The 17,525-nt window shown below is 36.3% G+C and carries 16 protein-coding genes; 8 read left to right on the plus strand and 8 right to left on the minus strand.

Annotated features, from left to right (window positions below):
• Positions 1-8: 8 nt before the first annotated feature.
• The 3 genes from rbsR to AC2CGR_RS25130 form a co-directional block, all read right to left on the minus strand.
• A complete protein-coding gene (gene rbsR / locus AC2CGR_RS25120) occupies positions 9-980 on the minus strand; it encodes a ribose operon transcriptional repressor RbsR (RefSeq protein ID WP_087967037.1) in 972 nt (323 codons plus the stop codon).
• 137 nt (positions 981-1,117) lie between these two features.
• Entirely contained in the window at positions 1,118-2,731 is a 1,614-nt protein-coding gene (locus tag AC2CGR_RS25125) for an MDR family MFS transporter (protein WP_000437635.1), read from the minus strand.
• A gap of 19 nt (positions 2,732-2,750) precedes the next feature.
• Positions 2,751-3,209 carry a MarR family winged helix-turn-helix transcriptional regulator gene (locus AC2CGR_RS25130; protein ID WP_001132364.1) on the minus strand — a complete coding sequence of 153 codons (459 nt, stop codon included), beginning with the start codon at positions 3,207-3,209 and terminating at the stop codon, positions 2,751-2,753.
• A gap of 272 nt (positions 3,210-3,481) precedes the next feature.
• On the opposite strand from AC2CGR_RS25130, the gene glpT reads away from it, so the two are divergent.
• From glpT to opp4A, 6 genes are all read left to right on the plus strand, one after another.
• The gene (gene glpT, locus AC2CGR_RS25135; protein WP_029437472.1) at positions 3,482-4,831 is read left to right on the plus strand and encodes a glycerol-3-phosphate transporter; all 1,350 of its coding nucleotides are present in this window, start codon (positions 3,482-3,484) and stop codon (positions 4,829-4,831) included.
• Between the two features lie 283 nt (positions 4,832-5,114).
• Positions 5,115-6,134, plus strand: coding sequence for an ABC transporter ATP-binding protein (locus AC2CGR_RS25140; protein WP_048552797.1), 1,020 nt, complete (start codon positions 5,115-5,117; stop codon positions 6,132-6,134).
• Positions 6,121-7,047, plus strand: coding sequence for an ABC transporter ATP-binding protein (locus AC2CGR_RS25145; protein ID WP_048552791.1), 927 nt, complete (start codon positions 6,121-6,123; stop codon positions 7,045-7,047). The genes AC2CGR_RS25140 and AC2CGR_RS25145 overlap by 14 nt, the downstream gene beginning before the upstream one ends.
• A gap of 14 nt (positions 7,048-7,061) precedes the next feature.
• A complete protein-coding gene (opp4B, locus tag AC2CGR_RS25150; RefSeq protein ID WP_044791348.1) occupies positions 7,062-8,030 on the plus strand; it encodes an oligopeptide ABC transporter permease in 969 nt (322 codons plus the stop codon).
• Positions 8,031-8,049: 19 nt separating this feature from the next.
• The gene (locus AC2CGR_RS25155) at positions 8,050-8,955 is read left to right on the plus strand and encodes an ABC transporter permease (protein WP_087967039.1); all 906 of its coding nucleotides are present in this window, start codon (positions 8,050-8,052) and stop codon (positions 8,953-8,955) included.
• 14 nt (positions 8,956-8,969) lie between these two features.
• Entirely contained in the window at positions 8,970-10,754 is a 1,785-nt protein-coding gene (gene opp4A, locus AC2CGR_RS25160; protein ID WP_073542880.1) for an oligopeptide ABC transporter substrate-binding protein, read from the plus strand.
• Positions 10,755-10,854: 100 nt separating this feature from the next.
• On the opposite strand, the gene AC2CGR_RS25165 is transcribed toward opp4A, so the two are convergent.
• From AC2CGR_RS25165 to AC2CGR_RS25180, 4 genes are all read right to left on the minus strand, one after another.
• The gene (locus AC2CGR_RS25165; protein WP_000738301.1) at positions 10,855-10,980 is read right to left on the minus strand and encodes a DUF4027 family protein; all 126 of its coding nucleotides are present in this window, start codon (positions 10,978-10,980) and stop codon (positions 10,855-10,857) included.
• 208 nt (positions 10,981-11,188) lie between these two features.
• A complete protein-coding gene (locus AC2CGR_RS25170) occupies positions 11,189-11,611 on the minus strand; it encodes a universal stress protein (protein WP_000277992.1) in 423 nt (140 codons plus the stop codon).
• Between the two features lie 65 nt (positions 11,612-11,676).
• The gene (locus AC2CGR_RS25175; protein WP_131101392.1) at positions 11,677-13,128 is read right to left on the minus strand and encodes a SulP family inorganic anion transporter; all 1,452 of its coding nucleotides are present in this window, start codon (positions 13,126-13,128) and stop codon (positions 11,677-11,679) included.
• 301 nt (positions 13,129-13,429) lie between these two features.
• Positions 13,430-14,677, minus strand: a complete 1,248-nt coding sequence (locus AC2CGR_RS25180; RefSeq protein WP_087967043.1) for a cell wall-binding repeat-containing protein — start codon at positions 14,675-14,677, stop codon at positions 13,430-13,432.
• Between the two features lie 173 nt (positions 14,678-14,850).
• On the opposite strand from AC2CGR_RS25180, the gene AC2CGR_RS25185 reads away from it, so the two are divergent.
• Positions 14,851-15,528 (plus strand): response regulator transcription factor, encoded by a 678-nt coding sequence (locus AC2CGR_RS25185; protein WP_087967045.1) that lies wholly within the window; start codon positions 14,851-14,853, stop codon positions 15,526-15,528.
• An 11-nt stretch (positions 15,529-15,539) separates the two neighbouring features.
• Positions 15,540-16,931: a sensor histidine kinase gene (locus tag AC2CGR_RS25190; protein ID WP_087967047.1), complete on the plus strand. Its 1,392-nt coding sequence runs from the start codon at positions 15,540-15,542 to the stop codon at positions 16,929-16,931.
• Between the two features lie 13 nt (positions 16,932-16,944).
• On the opposite strand, the gene AC2CGR_RS25195 is transcribed toward AC2CGR_RS25190, so the two are convergent.
• Positions 16,945-17,466 carry a dihydrofolate reductase family protein gene (locus AC2CGR_RS25195; RefSeq protein ID WP_087967049.1) on the minus strand — a complete coding sequence of 174 codons (522 nt, stop codon included), beginning with the start codon at positions 17,464-17,466 and terminating at the stop codon, positions 16,945-16,947.
• Positions 17,467-17,525: the final 59 nt, after the last annotated feature.

Below are 17,525 nucleotides of genomic sequence, written 5' to 3' on the forward strand. Positions count from 1 at the left end.
TCATCTCCTTACTTCGTTGTATTTCGTTCTATAATTTCAATCGGTAAACGATAGTGTTTCTCTTCTAATACGTTTCCTTCCATCTGCTCTAACAGCAGTTCTGTTGCAATTTTCCCCATTTCATAAATTGGCTGTGCAACAGTTGTAATAGATGGATACATCATCTCTGTTAAAGAAATTCCATCGAATCCGATAATTTGTAAATCATCCGGAATAGAAATTCCCTTTTGAAGTGCAGCCTTTACAATACCTATTGCAATTAAATCATTTCCAGCCACAATTCCATCAATATGCGGATACTCTTCTAATAATTCCACCGCTACACGCTCACTATTAGCTGGATCAAATGTACTCTCTGCAATCATATAAGAAAGATTATTTTGCGTAATAACGTCTACAAAACCTTCAAAACGTTCATTAGCCGTGCTTACGTCACGCGGTCCGCGAATATGCGCAATATGTTTACAGCCTTTATCTATTAATAGCTTTGTCGCTGCCTGACTCCCTGCATAGTTATCTGCATATACAGTAGGAATACGCTCATTAAACATACGGTCAATTGCAACAACTGGAACAGACAAGTTCATGTAATTCACACTATTTTGTGGATTTGTTGCTACAATAAATCCATCCACATTATTTTGCCTAAGTACATCAATATATTGCTTTTCTTTCTCTAAACTCTCATCAGAGTTACAAAGGACAACTGTGTATCCTTGCTTATGCGCTACATCTTCTACGGCACGTGCAACTTCTGGAAAGAATGGATTCACGATATTTGGAACAACTAAGCCAATTAAACGAGATTTTTTATTATATAGTGAACGCGCTACTGTACTAGGTTTATAATCTAGCATCTCAATCGCTCGCTCCACTTTCTTTAATGTATCTTCATGAACATATCCATTTTTATTTAACACTCTGGAAACGGTCGCAACAGATACTCCCGCTAATTTTGCAACGTCTTTAATCGTACTCATTCTCTTTCCTCTCCATTTCATGTAACCGTTTACAGAAAATAATATAACGTATTTCTAGAAATACGTCAATCATTTCTCACGAAAAAGCTTTTAAGGTTATACTCAAAAAAGCATCGCCATAAGGCGATGCTTTTTCATTACGAATATGATACAGTTTGTTCTTTTTCCTCTGTAGCTGGCTCTTCAGCATCCTTTTTACGATCTGACAGTTTAATCTTCTGTAAGAAAATCGTAAAGATAGCACCCACTACAATAAATACTAATCCTGTTAAGAATACAGTGTGAAGCGAGTCTACTAAAGAGTTTTTCAAGATTGGTACAATGCTGTTAGCGAATGCTTCTGGCATTTGTTTTAATGCCTCTGGGCTAAATAGCATTGAATATAAACCTTGTGGGTCCGTATGAATCATATCTTTAAATTTCGTTACCATTTGTCCCGCTTCTTTCGGGAACGTATCTAATACAGGTACTAAATTTTTTGTTAATGTTGTACCTGAAGTATTATTCATGATTGATCCTAAAATTGTAATACCAAATGTTCCACCGATTTGACGGAAGAACTGACTTGATGATGTTACAACCCCAAGATCTTTTTTCGGGAAGCTTTCTTGTAACGCTAATGTTAATGTCGGCATGACAAGACCCATTCCTAAACCGATAACCATCATATAAGAAGTAGCAGTCAATTTGGTTGTGTGCATATCCATCGTTGTTAATAACCAGAATCCTCCAGCCATTATAAGCATTCCTGTAATAATTTGTGGTTTCACACCAACTTTTAATACAAGTTGCCCACCGATAATACTCATTACAATCATTGTAATCATCATTGGCGTCATGATTGTTCCTGATTCAGCAGCACTTACTCCTACAATTCCTTGCATAAAGAATGGTACGAACATAATCGCACCGAACATTCCGATACTCATAAAGAATCCAATTGCATTTAATAATGTAAATGTACGATTTTTAAAGAAGTGCATCGGTAAAATTGGTTCTTCTGCTTTCGTTTCAACGATAACAAAGCTAACAATACCAATTAAAGCTAATGCAAATAACCCGATAATTTGCCAAGAATCCCATGCGTAATCTTTCCCGCCAAACGTTAATGCAAGTAATAAACTTACAACACCGAGAATCATCGTAAAGATTCCAGCGATATCAATTTTAATTGGTCCTGTTTGTTTATGTGATTTTAATCCCATTGCAATAAAGATTGTTGCTAAAATACCAACTGGTAAATTGATATAGAATACCCATCTCCAGTTCACTGCGTCTACAATCCAACCACCAACTTGTGGCCCAATTACAGAAGCAAGACCGTATAACGCACCAAAAATACCTTGCCATTTCGCACGTTCTTTCCCCGTGAACATATCTCCGATAATAATCATAGCCATCGGCATCATAATACCGCCACCAAGACCTTGAATACCACGGAAAATAATTAATTCTGTCATGCCGTTTGCCATACCACATAACGCTGAGCCAACCATAAAGATAACTAGCCCTGTAATATATACGTTACGACGGCCAAGTAAATCCGCTAATTTACCTGCAATTGGTACAACTGTCGTTGATGTTAACATATAGGCTGTTGTTAACCACGTCATTAAGCTTAATCCACCTAGTTCACCGACGATACGCGGCATTGCTGTACCAACGATTGTTCCATCTAAGGCAGCAAATAGCATCGCGATGATTAAACCGATTAACAACAACTTTCTATTTATATTTTCTTGTTGCTCCATGTAATCTCCTCAATTCCTCTTAGTTATTCTCTTTTTTCTCTTGTGTCCCGCAAATAATTGTTTCTAACTTCTCAAAGAGGCGTAACAAATCTTCTCTTTCTTGTAATTCTAAATGTGAGAAATATTTTGCAATGTGCTCATTACGAGCGGTCATTGCCTCTTCTACTCTAGCTTTCCCCTTTTTTGTTAACTCAATGACGACAACACGACGGTCCTCTTTGTCGTGATAACGCTCTACAAGCTCTTGGTCAATTAAGCGATCGATCATCACTGTAATTGCACTAGGCTTTACATACATCTTTTTTGCTAATTTTGTTGCCCTTGAAGCTCCATAATGATCTAAAATCTTTAAAATATAAAACTGCGGTGGTGTAAGTCCTGTTGCTTGCATTTGTTCTAATAACTCTGTCTGCATTTTCTTTCCAATCGAAAAGGCAAGAGCTTGAATTTTATCGATATGCGTCATATCATTTGGCATGTTATCCACCTCTTATTTAAACAATAAAATATTTAACGTATTTAAATATTAATCCGACGAACAAAATCCGTCAACACTTTTTATTTATAAAAACGTTTACATTTTTGTCACAAAGTTGTATAATTTTCGACGAAGTTAATATTGACAGTCACGGAGAATCGGAGTATACGGCTATGAATCATAAAAAAGGAAACTTTTTTATATTTCATGGCCTTTTTATATTCTCTCTGACTTACGACACTTCGAATTAATTTGGGGAGGATTTTCATTTTATGTTTTTCACACAATTCTTTAAACCTGCGCCCCACGCGGAACGCTTACCAGCTGATCGCGTTGATAGTGAATACCGTAAATTACGTTTACAAGTATTCTTAGGTATCTTCATCGGCTATGCAGGTTACTACTTTGTTCGAAAAAACTTTTCACTAGCAATGCCATACTTAATTGAACAAGGCTTTAGTAAAGGGGAACTTGGGGTTATCCTTTCAGCAGTTTCTATCGCTTACGGATTAAGTAAATTTCTTATGGGTATCGTATCCGATCGTTGTAATCCTCGCTACTTTTTAGCAGCTGGGCTATTTTTATCAGGTATTATTAATATTATTTTCGGCTCATTTTCTTTCATTACAACGAGCATTATACTTATGTTTGTACTTCAGTTTTTAAATGGATGGGTACAAGGTATGGGATGGCCTCCTTGTGGTCGTACGATGGTTCACTGGTTCTCTATTAGTGAACGTGGTACAAAAATGTCTATTTGGAACGTCGCTCATAACGTCGGTGGAGCGCTTATGCCTTCCCTTGTAACATTAGGCTTATACTTCTTCGCAGATGACTGGAAAAGTATTTTTTACTTCCCAGGTATTCTTTCAATTTTAGTTGGTATTTATGTATTAATTACAATGAAAGATACGCCTCAATCTTGCGGATTACCTTCTATTGAAGAACATACTGGAGAATATCCACCAGATGAAAAAGTAAAAGATCGCGAACGCGAACTTTCAGTAAAGGAAATTTTATTTAAATACGTATTAAACAATAAGTTTTTATGGTACATCGCTATTGCGAACGTTTTCGTATATTTCGTACGTTACGGCGTTGTAGACTGGGCTCCTACTTATTTAGTAGAAGAAAAAAGCTTTACTCATAGTAGCTCACGTACTGCTTACGCTCTATATGAATGGGCTGGTATTCCAGGTACACTCCTTTGCGGATGGATGAGTGATAAACTATTTAAAGGACGCCGCGCACCTGCTGGTATTTTATTTATGGTTGGTGTATTTATCGCAGTCCTTGTTTATTGGCTAAACCCTCCTGGTAATCCAATGGTTGATAGTATTGCACTTGTCGCAATTGGATTTTTAATTTACGGACCTGTTATGTTAATTGGTCTACACGCTCTTGACTTAGCACCAAAGAAAGCTGCTGGAACTGCAGCAGGCTTAACTGGCTTCTTCGGTTACTTAGGCGGAGCAGCTTTCGCTAGTGCTGCTATGGGCTTTATCGTCGATGCATTTGGCTGGGATGGCGGATTCATCTTATTGCTTGCATCTTGTGTACTTGCAATGTTCTTCCTTGCTCTTACTTTAAAGACAGGATCTCCAAAACAAAAGCAAGCTTAAGCACTAATATTATTCTTATCAAAAAAAGAGAGACTGTTCTTTCCAGAACACCTCTCTTTTTTCTACATATAAATCTTTTTTCTTACAAAAGATTTATCCTCCTCTCATTATATGTTAGCGTTTTCAAATAACTTCAATCCCTTATATAACAGCATTCAATCTCTGTATAAAAAGATTTTTGAATATTTTCTCAACTTTTCCTTGTCAAACATTGTCAATTTATATTAAAATAACAACAACATACAAAATATTTAGTCTTTTCAGAAAAGATGGAGGGATAGCCATGAAGAATCCACTTCTTCGCATTGAAAACTTACAGACTTCCTTTCGCATTCAAGATCAATATCATGCAGCCGTTGATGATGTTTCGTTAACTGTCCATGAAAATGAAATTGTCGCGATAGTTGGTGAATCTGGTTGCGGAAAAAGTGCACTTGCCCTTTCTATTATGCGACTGCATAATGAAGCAAATACAAAATTACAAGGGCAGCTTAACTATAGAGATAAGGATTTACTATCTATGTCAGCCGCAGAAATGAATAAAGTACGCGGATCAAACATCGGCATGATTTTCCAAGAACCTCTTACAGCACTCGATCCTCTTATGACAGTTGGAAAACAAATCGAAGAAAACTTAGACTACCACACAAGCCTTTCAAAAGTTGAAAAGAAAGAACGCACCTTAGAACTACTTCATCAAGTTGGTATTCCAAAACCAGAACTTACATATAAACAATACCCACACGAATTATCTGGCGGAATGAGACAAAGGATTGTGATCGCAATTGCAATTGCTTGTAACCCAGCACTCGTTATTGCGGATGAACCGACAACGGCTCTTGACGTAACCATCCAAGCACAAATTTTAGACTTACTAAAATCTATTCAAGAACAAACGAAAATGGGCATCATTTTAATTACTCACGATTTAAGTGTTGTAGCAGAAACAGCCGATCGTATCGTCGTTATGTACGCTGGACAAGTTGTAGAAACAGGAAAAGTTGAAGAGATTTTTAATAACCCTCTTCACCCATATACTCGTTCTCTATTAAACTCCATTCCATCTGCATATGCTGAAAAAGAAAAGTTGCATGTAATTCAAGGTGTGGTTCCTTCGTTAGCGAAGATGCCTCGCACAGGGTGCCGTTTCCAAGCTCGAATTCCATGGATTAGACCTGATCAACACGAGGAAAATCCAATTTTACATGAAGTAAAACCAGACCACTGGGTGCGTTGTACTTGCTACAAGCATTTCAACTTCCAAGATAAGAAAGGAGATGACGTAACTCATGGCACTGCTTAAAGTAGAAGATTTAAAAGTACATTTCCCAATTAAAGGTGGTTTCTTCGGCCGCACATTAGATTACGTGCGTGCTGTCGATGGTGTAAGTTTTGAATTACAACCGGGTGAAACATACGGGATCGTTGGTGAATCAGGAAGTGGTAAATCAACAACAGGTAAAGCAATTATGCATTTAACGAAAGCAACAGAGGGTAGCATTCATTTTAATAATAGAGATTTAACAAAGTTAAGTCGCTCTGAGCTACGTGAACAACGAAAAGATATTCAAATGATTTTCCAAGATCCGTATTCATCGCTAAATCCAAAGAAACGTGTTCTCGACATTATTGCGGAGCCTCTTCGAAATTTTGAGAAACTCTCACCTGATGAAGAACGTAGAACTGTTCAAGAGTATCTTAGTATAGTTGGATTAAACCCAGAATCTGTTTATAAATATCCACATGAGTTTTCTGGTGGGCAAAGACAGCGCATTGGTATTGCACGTGCACTTACATTAAAACCAAAGCTTATTATCGCGGACGAACCAGTATCTGCACTAGATGTTTCTGTACAAGCTCAAGTATTAAACTTCTTGCAAGATCTACAAGCTGAACTAGGACTAACTTACTTATTCATTAGTCATGATTTAGGTGTAATTCGTCATATGTGTGACCGTATTGGTGTTATGTATCGCGGACGCATCGTTGAAGAAGCAACAAGTTCTGAAATTTATAATAACCCACAACATATTTATACGAAGCGCTTAATATCAGCTATTCCTGATATTCGTCCTGAAAACCGCGAACAGCAACGGAAATTACGTCGTGAGGTAAGTGCTGAGTATGAGAACTCATATGAAAATTATTTCAACGAAAATGGCCGTGCTTACGATTTAAAACCAATCTCGCCAACGCATCGGGTGGCATTACCATAAGGGAGTGATAAATCATGTGGAAGTTTATATTACGCCGAATCTTAATTATGATTCCGCAATTATTCATATTAAGCGTACTCGTCTTTCTACTAGCTAAAGCAATGCCAGGTGATGCATTAACTGGAGCAGAGATGGCAAATCCGAAAGCAGATCCAAAAGTCCTTGAAGAACAACGTGAAAAGCTAGGATTGAACGATCCTGTAACAACGCAATATGTACGGTGGATTAAAAACGCTGTACAAGGTGACTTCGGTGTTTCCTATGCTCATAAAATGCAAGTAACAGATTTGATTGGTGAACGTCTCGGAAATACAATTTCATTAGCAATTGTTATTCTTATTCTCACTTATATTATTGCCATTCCACTTGGAGTAATAAGTGGCCGTTGGAACGATACTTGGGGCGATCGCCTCATTACACTCTATAACTATTTAGGGTTTGCTACACCGCTCTTTATTTTCGGATTAATTATGCTCTTCCTTTTCGGATTCCAGTTTCCAATTTTTCCAACCGGGGGTAGCGTAGATCCACAAATTGATACTGGTACATTTGCTTATTATGTAAGTAAATTTAATCACCTTTTATTACCGGCCCTATCAGGTGCATTAATTGCCACTGTAGGTACTGTACAATATTTACGTAGTGAAATTATTGATACGAAACATAAAGACTTTGTACGAACAGTCCGAGCAAAGGGTGTTCCTGAATCTAAAGTTTATTCACGACATATTTTACGAAATTCCTTTTTACCAATTGCGGCCTTTTTAGGTTATGAAATTACAGGTTTAGTTACTGGAGCACTCTTCTTAGAGAATATCTTTAGCTATCCAGGAATTGGACAATTATTCATCCAATCTATGGGACAACGTGACTTTAGTGTAGTAACTGCCATTGTTTTATTTACTGGATTCGCAACGTTACTCGGAACACTTCTTTCCGATATCATTTTAAGCATCGTTGATCCACGTATTCGAATCGATTAATGGGAAGGAGGAAAAAATCATGTTAGCAAATCCTGAAAAACAAACCGAAGTCATTCATTACGAGAAAAGCCCCTCTGGTTTCTCCATTATGTGGCGCGAATTTCGTAAAGATAAATTAGCAATGTTTTCACTAATCTTTCTAGCAATCTTACTTTTAGCAGTCTATGTAACATCTTTTATTATGAAGCAAGAAGATATTGTACGCGTAGATTTGTTTTCTATCTACGCACCTCCCTCTGCTGAACATTGGTTAGGCACTGATTATGGAGGCCGTGATATTTTTGGACAACTTATCATTGGTACACGAAACTCATTTACTATCGGACTAGCAATAACGATCCTTTCTTGTTTAATTGGCCTTTCTATCGGATTAATTGCAGGTTATTTCGGAGGAAAAGTTGATAATGCTATTATGCGCTTCATTGATTTCGTAATAGTACTACCAACATTAATGCTTATTATCGTATTTATCACACTTGTACCTACTTTTAATATCACAACGTTTATTCTAATTATGACTGCTTTCTTATGGACAGGAAAAGCACGATTAATTCGATCAAAAGTATTAACTGAAAAAGAACTCGATTATGTAGCTGCATCAAAAACATTGGGAACACCTAACTGGAAGATTATCCTTTTCCAAGTGTTACCTAACTTAAGTTCTATTATTATCGTAAGTGTTACATTAAACCTTGCAGGGAACATCGGTATTGAATCTGGTTTAACTTACTTAGGATTCGGTCTACCAGAAAGTACACCTAGCCTTGGTACACTCGTAAGTTATGCAACAAACCCAGATGTTTTACAAGAGAAATGGTGGATTTGGTTACCTGCATCAATCATGATTTTAGTGTTGATGCTGTGTATAAATTTTATTGGTCAAGCGTTAAAACGTTCGGCTGATGCAAGACAAAGAAAAGGATAAGGGGTGGAGAATTTATGAATAAGCCAAAACTTTACAAAGTATTAAGTACATTAGCAGCTTCAACACTACTACTATCTGCATGTGGGGGTGCCGATAGTGGAAGCAAAAAGACTAGTACTTCTAGCAATAATAAACAAGTAGATACGCAAAAATTTAATGCTGCTGTTAAAAATGATAAAAAAGAAATTAAAGACGGCTCATTAACATACGCTCTTGTTTCAAATACACCATTCGCAGGTGTTTTAAGTAGAGTTGTATATGATGGTGCTCCAGATGCTGAAGTCATTAACTTTTTTGATGAATCACTATTATATACAGACAAAAACTGGGAAATTAATAATGAAGGTCCTGCAACTTATACAATTTCTGACGACAAGAAAACAATTACAATTAAAATTAAAGATAATGTAAATTGGCATGACGGTAACCCTGTAACAGCGGAAGATTTAGAATATTCATATTTAGTTATCGGTAATAGTAAGTATAGTGGTGTTCGTTACGATGCACAAATGCAAATGATTGAAGGGATGGAAGAATATCATGCTGGGAAAGCTGATAAAATTTCAGGGGTAAAAGTAATTGATCCGAAAACAATTTCTATTACTTACAAACAAATAAACCCTTCTATGAAAACAGGTATTTGGACAGCTCCTACACCTAAAAAATACTTAGGCGATGTACCAATTGATAAGTTAGCAGAATCCGACAAAGTTCGTAAAAATCCAATTGGATTTGGGCCATTTAAAGTGAAGAAAATCGTTCCTGGTGAATCAGTGGAATTTGAACGCTTCGATGACTACTGGGGCGGTAAACCTAAATTAAAAAATTTAACTTTAAAAGTAGTAAACCCTGCAATCGTAAACGCGTCACTGAAAAAAGGTGACATTGATATCGCAAAAGTTACTGCAGATCAATATCCAAATGTGAGCAAACTAAAGAATACACAATTAATCGGTGTCACAGACTTATATTATAGCTATATCGGATTTAAATTTGGACATATGGACAAAGACAAAAAAGAAGCTGTAATGGATAAAGACAAATTTAAAGATGTCCGTTTACGTCAAGCGATGGCATATGCAGTGAATCGTGAAGAACTTGGACAGAAGGTATATCATGGCCTTCGCTTCCCAGCTAACTCACCAATTCCACCATCTATGCCGAAGTTCCATAATAACAAAGCTGGTGCATATGACTTCGATGTAGAAAAAGCGAAGAAATTATTAGATGAAGCTGGCTATAAAGATAAAAACGGTGATGGATTCCGTGAGGATCCAAAGGGCGGAGAATTCAAAATTAATTACTTAGCTAGTAGCGGTAGCGATACAAGTGAACCACTTGCAAAATTCTTTATTCAATCTTGGAAAGATATCGGCTTAAAAGTAGAGCTTGTTGATGGTCGTCTACACGAGTTTAACTCATTCTATGATATGATTAAGAAAGATGATCCAAAGATTGATATCTTCGGTGGAGCTTGGGGCACTGGTTCTGATCCTGACTTATCTGGTCTTTGGGCAAAAGATGCAAGCTTCAACTACGGTCGCTGGGTAAACGATGAAAACACTAAATTATTAAACGAAGGTTTATCAGAAAAATCTGGTGATGAAAAATATCGTAAAGAAGTATACGATAAATGGCAAAAATTAATCCATGATGAAGCACCTATGATCCCACTTCACTATCAATTTGAATTAACAGGCGTAAATAATCGTGTGAAAAACTACGATGTTGCTCCTGGTGCAAAATTAACATGGAAAGACGTTGCAGTAACAAGCGATAAAGCAGAAACAGAAAAATAATAAAATAGCTCCTGGCACTGAGATACATGCCAGGAGCTATTTTTTATTTATAATCCTTCTCTTACTATTTATAACAACCAATTCCTTCCCTACTGTAAGATTAAAAGATTTGATGAATCATCTTTATTACAACAGCTAACGTAACAGATGCAGCAAATCCCCCTAAACAAATAAGACTGACACCTTGACTATATGATAAATTTTGAAGTGCTTTCATCTTTTTCATCCTCCCTATCTTCCCTTCGTTATTTTTATTTTACCAATGGAATAATTTTCATAACATCGATTTTTCTGACAACAAACTTACAAATTTGTAAGTTAATATTTTCTAAAACTTATGTATCTATTATGTCCACACTCTCCCCTTTTATACGTCAAAAAAGACCTTGAATTATATCAAGGCCCTGCTTACACTACAGAATATCTCACTCAATTTATTTAATAATCATCACCGGACATTTCACACGCTTTGCTATTTTATGACTCACACTACCAAGCACCATTTCTTGCAGTGTATTTAGCCCTCTACTCCCAGCAATAACAAGATCTATATCTCCTGTATTCACATATTGAACAATCGTATCTCCTGGATCGCCATGTAATATCGTAATTGTATAAGAAATGTTCTCTTTCTTTAATAAACCTTCAATCTCTTTTAATTTATCTTTTCGACTAGCTGATATCGTTTCTAAATCTGTTTGACCTTGTATAATATCTGATTTTGCTGTTCTATTATCTACTACGTACACAACTTCAACATTTGCTTCTTCGCTACATTTCGCAATATATGTTGCATGTTCCGCTGCTCGAAGTGCATGTTCAGAACCGTCACATGCTAATATAATTTGTTTATACATATGCTGAATCCCCTTTTCGTTATCCTACTCGTATTATATAATAAAGCCCCCTAAAAAGGAGGCTTCTAACTAGCAATTCTTTTATTATAAGTAGCTAAATTTGTAACAAGTTTTGCACTACGTTCATTTAATCCCGTTATACTTACTTTCACGCCACTTTGTTCATACTTCATGATAACTTTATCAATTGATGCCACTGCTGAATCATCCCATACGTGTGCGTGAGAAAAATTCAACTCAATTTCTTTTACATCTTCCTCAAATGAAAAATTATTTATAAAATCTGCCGTAGATGCAAAGAAAAGTTGGCCGTGAATTTCGTATATTTTCTTATTTTCAATATATAAATGTTTCACGTGAATCTTTGCCATATTGAATGCAAATAAAACCGCACTAATTACTGTTCCGATAATTACACCTAATGCTAAATTATGTGTAATTAAGACAACCACAACTGTTACGATCATAACAAATGCATTCCCTTTTGGCACTTTATGAATTGCTGTTACAGAGTTCCAATCAAACGTTCCGATTGAAACCATAATCATAACCGCAACTAAAGCTGCCATCGGAATATGAACAACATAGTCCCCTAAAACAAATAGTAATACGATCAAAAATCCACCCGCTACAAACGTCGATAATCGTCCACGTCCACCTGATTTAATATTAATAACAGATTGTCCAATCATTGCACATCCTGCCATTCCTCCGAAGAAACCAGCGACAATGTTTGCAATCCCTTGTCCACGTGCTTCTTTATGCTTATTACTTTCCGTATGCGTCATATCATCTAAAACTGAAGCTGTTAGTAATGACTCTAGTAAACCAATAATTGCAAGCATAATTGCATACGGTAAAATAATCCCTAATGTCTCAAGTGTAAAAGGCACATCAGGAATACTAAAGAACGGTAATTCTTTCGGCAGGCTTCCCATATCCCCTACTGTTTTCAACTGTAATCCACTCATAATTGCAATACTTGTCACAATAATAATGGAAATAAGTGTCGATGGGACAGCTGTCGTAATACGTGGAAATACATATATAATAACAAGTCCTAATACGACAAGTGCATACATTTGCCAAGTTGCATTTTTAAAATGCGGCAATTGTGCTGTAAAAACTAAAATTCCAAGTGAATTTAAAAAACCACTCATAACAGATTTCGGAACAAACTTCATAAATGAGCTCAGTTTGAATACGCCGAAAATAATTTGGACAATACCTGTTAATATTGTTGTAGCAAATAAATATTGTAAACCATGATCTTTAACAAGCGTTACCATTAATAATGCCATTGCACCTGTTGCAGCTGAAATCATCCCAGTTCTTCCACCAACAAATGAAATGGTAACAGCAATACAAAAGGCTGCGTATAGTCCAACTGTCGGATCTACGCCTGCAATAACAGAGAAAGCAATCGCTTCAGGAATTAATGCTAAAGCAACGACAATTCCTGATAAAACGTCCCCTCTCACATTAGAAAACCAATCATTTTTTATCGTTTGAAACAAAATACCACTCCTCTACTCTTTTACCCCGCTATTTGCCGGGCAGTAAGACCCTATCTCAAAATTCAGCGACAGCAAAGAAGTTAGGTGGGGATCCACTGCCCATAAAAGCCCGATTGGTGAAGGCTAATAATCATTGGAGATGAACAACCCCCAATGATTAAAGTTTCACTTTATCATTTGATTTTCTCCATAAGAAAATCTAAGCTGAATGCACGAGGGCTATTATATAACGAGTAGAGAGAGTTTTGCTATGTAAAAGTTTCCTAAAGAAAAAGACGATACCTTAGCAGCGTCTTTTTCTTTAATGTCCACCGTGACCTTGACCACTTTCTTGCACAATCTCTAACCTCTCATCCAATATACCTTGTGTTTCAAATGAAATATCACTCGTACTCCCTAATAAGAAGCCGTGGTTATACGGTCCAAGTGTTGGGTCATCTTTAAACTTCGGTTGAATAGTAGCAAGGAAATCATACACTGGTTGTGAAGCTTTTCCTTCCTCTAATAAGATAACAGGTGCATGTTTACCCATATGTGAAAATGGTGCTCCTGCAACTGCTAAGTCTGGTGTTTTGTTTGAAACAAATGATACACCATGGCCTGGTTTCGTGAACCCCCATCCAAATTTTGTTTTTTCATCTTTAAACTTTGCGAATGCAATAGAATTTTCTACTGGAGTCTCTCCACTAATACGCGTTACTTTCCCGTATTTGCTTAACTCTTTTTCTACTTCTTTTGAAATGATTTTTTCTGGTCCTAGTAAATATATATTTGCTTTATCTTTTCTCATCTTTAATGCCTCTATCGTCGCTTCTGGCACTTTATTCTTTTCTGTATAAAGTAATGGTTCTGGCATATGAGAAATCCAGTTTACAGCTGGTGTTGTATATAAACGCCCTTCCTCTTCGGATGAGCCGATAATAACACTATTCGGATAACTACCTGTTATATCCGCATACTCTTTATCAACATCTTTAGCAAATATAGCTGGATCCGTTTCTTTTATTTGCTTTACTTTATACTCTGTTAATTGCTCAAGGATTGATGCACCGACATCCCCCATCACCATAATTTGTGTTCCATCTTTCGTTCCGAGCGGATTTAGCCGTTTTATTTCTTTTAACGTCATTTCGGGTACCTTTTCTTTTTCTATAAATAGAATCGGTCCGTTATTCGGATGATGAATAAGGTCTGCACTTGCAATACCTAATTGCCACTCGTTTACTGGTACTAAAATAACAGCGCCTGGCTGATTCTCTTTATGCGTTGCTGGCCATATCGTCTGCGAAGTTAATACTGCCATTTGGAGAGGATCATTTGTGTTTAATCTCGTTACATTTTTTAAACTTATCGTTAATAAATCATTCGATGCACCTTGATTCATTTCTTTCGGTGCAGTTGCCTCCTGATTCATTTTCATTTCCTTCTGCTCTGTTTTCTTCTCTTCTTTAGATTCATGATTTTGATGATCTGTATTCGTTTGTCCACATGCCGCAAGACCAACTGCTGTAATTATTGTTATCCCAAAAACTCGGGTCATTTTTTTCACTATACCGCCTCCGTATGAATCATTTTCGAGCCAATATCATTACCTAAAATGGAATTTCAACTTTACAATAACAAGCAATTCTGAAGAAATTATGCAGACGCATTACAATCTGCACCATTTCTTCATGATTTTGCATTACAATTTAAGTAAAGATTATATATGGAGGGCTCTCTATGATTGATATACTACTCGTAGACGATGAACCGAGAATGCTTGAATTATTAACGCTTTATCTTACTCCAATTGGATACAACTGCGTATGTGCACGATCCGGAGAAGAAGCGATTTTACATATAGAAAATCAAAACTTTAAATTTGTTTTACTCGATATTATGATGCCAAAGATGGACGGATGGGAAACGTGCAAAAAAATCCGCTCATTTAGTAACGTTCCTATCATTATGGTAACAGCTCGTGATCAAACCGTAGATCTCGTCCAAGGATTAAGAATCGGAGCAGATGATTACGTAACGAAACCTTTCCATGAAGAAGAACTTTTTGCAAGAATTGAAGCTGTTTTAAGGCGAACGAATCAACACGCCCAAATCCAATATGACGGCATTTTATGGGATGAGGCAAAGCATTTCGTTTCTGTCTATAATGAAGAACTTCTTCTTACACCAATTGAATTCTCTTTACTCGGATTATTTTTACGTCATGTGAACTACGTATTAAGCCGTGATCAGCTCATTGAACGAATTTGGGGATTAAATACAAATACAGAAGATAGAACTGTCGATTCACATATTCGTAATTTGCGTGATAAATTACGAAAAGTAAATTTCCCTATTGATGATCATTTAAAAACTGTGTACGGAGTTGGTTATCGATGGATTGATACCGAACATTAAGGAGCAAAGTGATGAAACGAATCTCTATTCAATTCGGATTTTATTTTTTAATTGTCACACTTTTAATTGAAAGTGTTCTATTTGTGTTGCTCTATTATAGTCTCGTAAACACTCGAGTAAATGAAGAAATGACTGCTTTATTAAAACGTGGAAACAGTCATCGTGATGTACTTGAAAAATATTATGATAAGCAAACAATCTCTCACGTAGCACTAATGGAATCTGAAGCTGAAACAACTGTCGTTATTACAAATACAAATAAAGAAGTGCTAGCTAAATCTAACGAAATAAACACGACTATAAAAAATCACATTAGTAGCATGCAGACTCGAACAGACCATAACGGAGCGATTATAGAAAATCACTGGAAAACATCTAATTATATATGTACAGTTAGTCCTATCATAGTAGCTGGAAAACATGAAGGGTATGTGTATATGTTTCTTGGAACAGAATCCATTGAAAAGTTGGTAAATGGATTAACGAAACAGTTCATTATTGCTGGCGCCATCACATTTCTACTCACAGTCATTACCATTTTTCTTTTATCTCGGTTATTAACAAAACCATTGTTACACATGAAACATGCCACTGAAAAAATGAGTAAAGGCGATTTATCCGTTTCGTTAACGACTACTCGAAATGATGAAATTGGTGAACTAGCCTCATCAATTCAAACGCTTGCTAATGATTTACATTATATGAAAACAGAGCGAAGTGAATTTCTAGCAAGTGTTGCTCATGAATTACGAACACCTTTGACATACGTAAGAGGTTACGCTGACATTGCTTTAAAAGAAACCACATCGCCCAAGCAACGTTTACGATATTTATCTATTATAAAAGATGAGTCTGATTACATTACAAACTTAGTTCAAGATTTGTTTTCACTTGCACAAATGGAACAACATAACTTTTCTATTCAAGTAAAGGAAGTACATTTACACACTTTCCTTACTCGCATAGCCGAAAAAGTAAACGCCATGTATAAGGAAAGATACATTACAGTTTCTTTCTCTTGTCCTCCTACACTGCTAGTAAACTTAGATGAACAACGATTCGAACAAGTTGTGGGGAATATTTTAAATAACGCTTATAGACATTCAAAAGAACATTCTCACATCCGCATTTCTGTTATAGAAGAAAATAAACGTATCACCATTACAATTGAAGATGAAGGTGAAGGTATTCCGTCTGAAGACCTCCCTCACATTTTCGATCGGTTTTATCGTGTTGATAAAGCAAGATCACGAGCTACAGGTGGAACTGGTTTAGGACTATCTATCGTGAAAGAAATTGTAGAATTACACGGCGGAAATATTACTGTAACGAGCGAAGTCGATCATGGATCTTGCTTTATCATTTCATTACCATCTGTAAAGAAACACGACTACCACCAGTAGTCGTGTTTCTTTATCATTTTACTTTATAATATAAATTTACAAATTGCCCAAAACGTTTCGTATCCGTTAAAGTTAAATTAATTTCCGGGTTCTTGTCTTGAAATAATGGAACTCCAGAACCTAATATATGAGGTGTAATCGTAACAACATATTCATCAATTAGATTATTCTTAAAGAACTCTCTCAGTAGACTCCCTCCACCGACCATCCATATTTTAGATCCTTCTTGCTCTTTCAACCTTTTTGTAAACTCCACTACATCTTCACTTACAAACTCCACGTATTCATTTGAACCTTTTTCTGAGTTAGAGAAAACATAACATTTTTTATCTACATACGGGAATGTTTCCATATGCTCTACTACATAATCGTACGTTCTTTTTCCCATGATTATTGTATCAATTGTTTCATACATCTCTGTATAACCGTTATCTCCCTCTCCTTCCGTTTCCATTAACCACTCTAAATCATCATTTTCTTTCGCAATATATCCATCTAAGCTCGCCGCAATAAATAAAACAATTTCACGTGACATCTCTTTTCCTCCTTGCATCTCATCTTGATAACATATGATGTAAACAATATACTAACAAT

The organism is Bacillus sp. LSHTCR4, from assembly GCF_057197025.1.

Bases quoted from the DNA above. Each gene is read 5' to 3' on its own strand.
- rbsR (WP_087967037.1), bottom strand. From the start codon at position 980: ATGAGTACGATTAAAGACGTTGCAAAATTAGCGGGAGTATCTGTTGCG.
- AC2CGR_RS25190 (WP_087967047.1), top strand. From the start codon at position 15,540: ATGAAACGAATCTCTATTCAATTCGGATTTTATTTTTTAATTGTCACA.
- glpT (WP_029437472.1), top strand. From the start codon at position 3,482: ATGTTTTTCACACAATTCTTTAAACCTGCGCCCCACGCGGAACGCTTA.
- AC2CGR_RS25145 (WP_048552791.1), top strand. From the start codon at position 6,121: ATGGCACTGCTTAAAGTAGAAGATTTAAAAGTACATTTCCCAATTAAA.
- AC2CGR_RS25170 (WP_000277992.1), bottom strand. From the start codon at position 11,611: ATGTATAAACAAATTATATTAGCATGTGACGGTTCTGAACATGCACTT.
- opp4B (WP_044791348.1), top strand. From the start codon at position 7,062: ATGTGGAAGTTTATATTACGCCGAATCTTAATTATGATTCCGCAATTA.
- AC2CGR_RS25140 (WP_048552797.1), top strand. From the start codon at position 5,115: ATGAAGAATCCACTTCTTCGCATTGAAAACTTACAGACTTCCTTTCGC.
- AC2CGR_RS25195 (WP_087967049.1), bottom strand. From the start codon at position 17,466: ATGTCACGTGAAATTGTTTTATTTATTGCGGCGAGCTTAGATGGATAT.
- AC2CGR_RS25125 (WP_000437635.1), bottom strand. From the start codon at position 2,731: ATGGAGCAACAAGAAAATATAAATAGAAAGTTGTTGTTAATCGGTTTA.
- AC2CGR_RS25155 (WP_087967039.1), top strand. From the start codon at position 8,050: ATGTTAGCAAATCCTGAAAAACAAACCGAAGTCATTCATTACGAGAAA.
- AC2CGR_RS25165 (WP_000738301.1), bottom strand. From the start codon at position 10,980: ATGAAAAAGATGAAAGCACTTCAAAATTTATCATATAGTCAAGGTGTC.
- AC2CGR_RS25130 (WP_001132364.1), bottom strand. From the start codon at position 3,209: ATGCCAAATGATATGACGCATATCGATAAAATTCAAGCTCTTGCCTTT.
- opp4A (WP_073542880.1), top strand. From the start codon at position 8,970: ATGAATAAGCCAAAACTTTACAAAGTATTAAGTACATTAGCAGCTTCA.
- AC2CGR_RS25185 (WP_087967045.1), top strand. From the start codon at position 14,851: ATGATTGATATACTACTCGTAGACGATGAACCGAGAATGCTTGAATTA.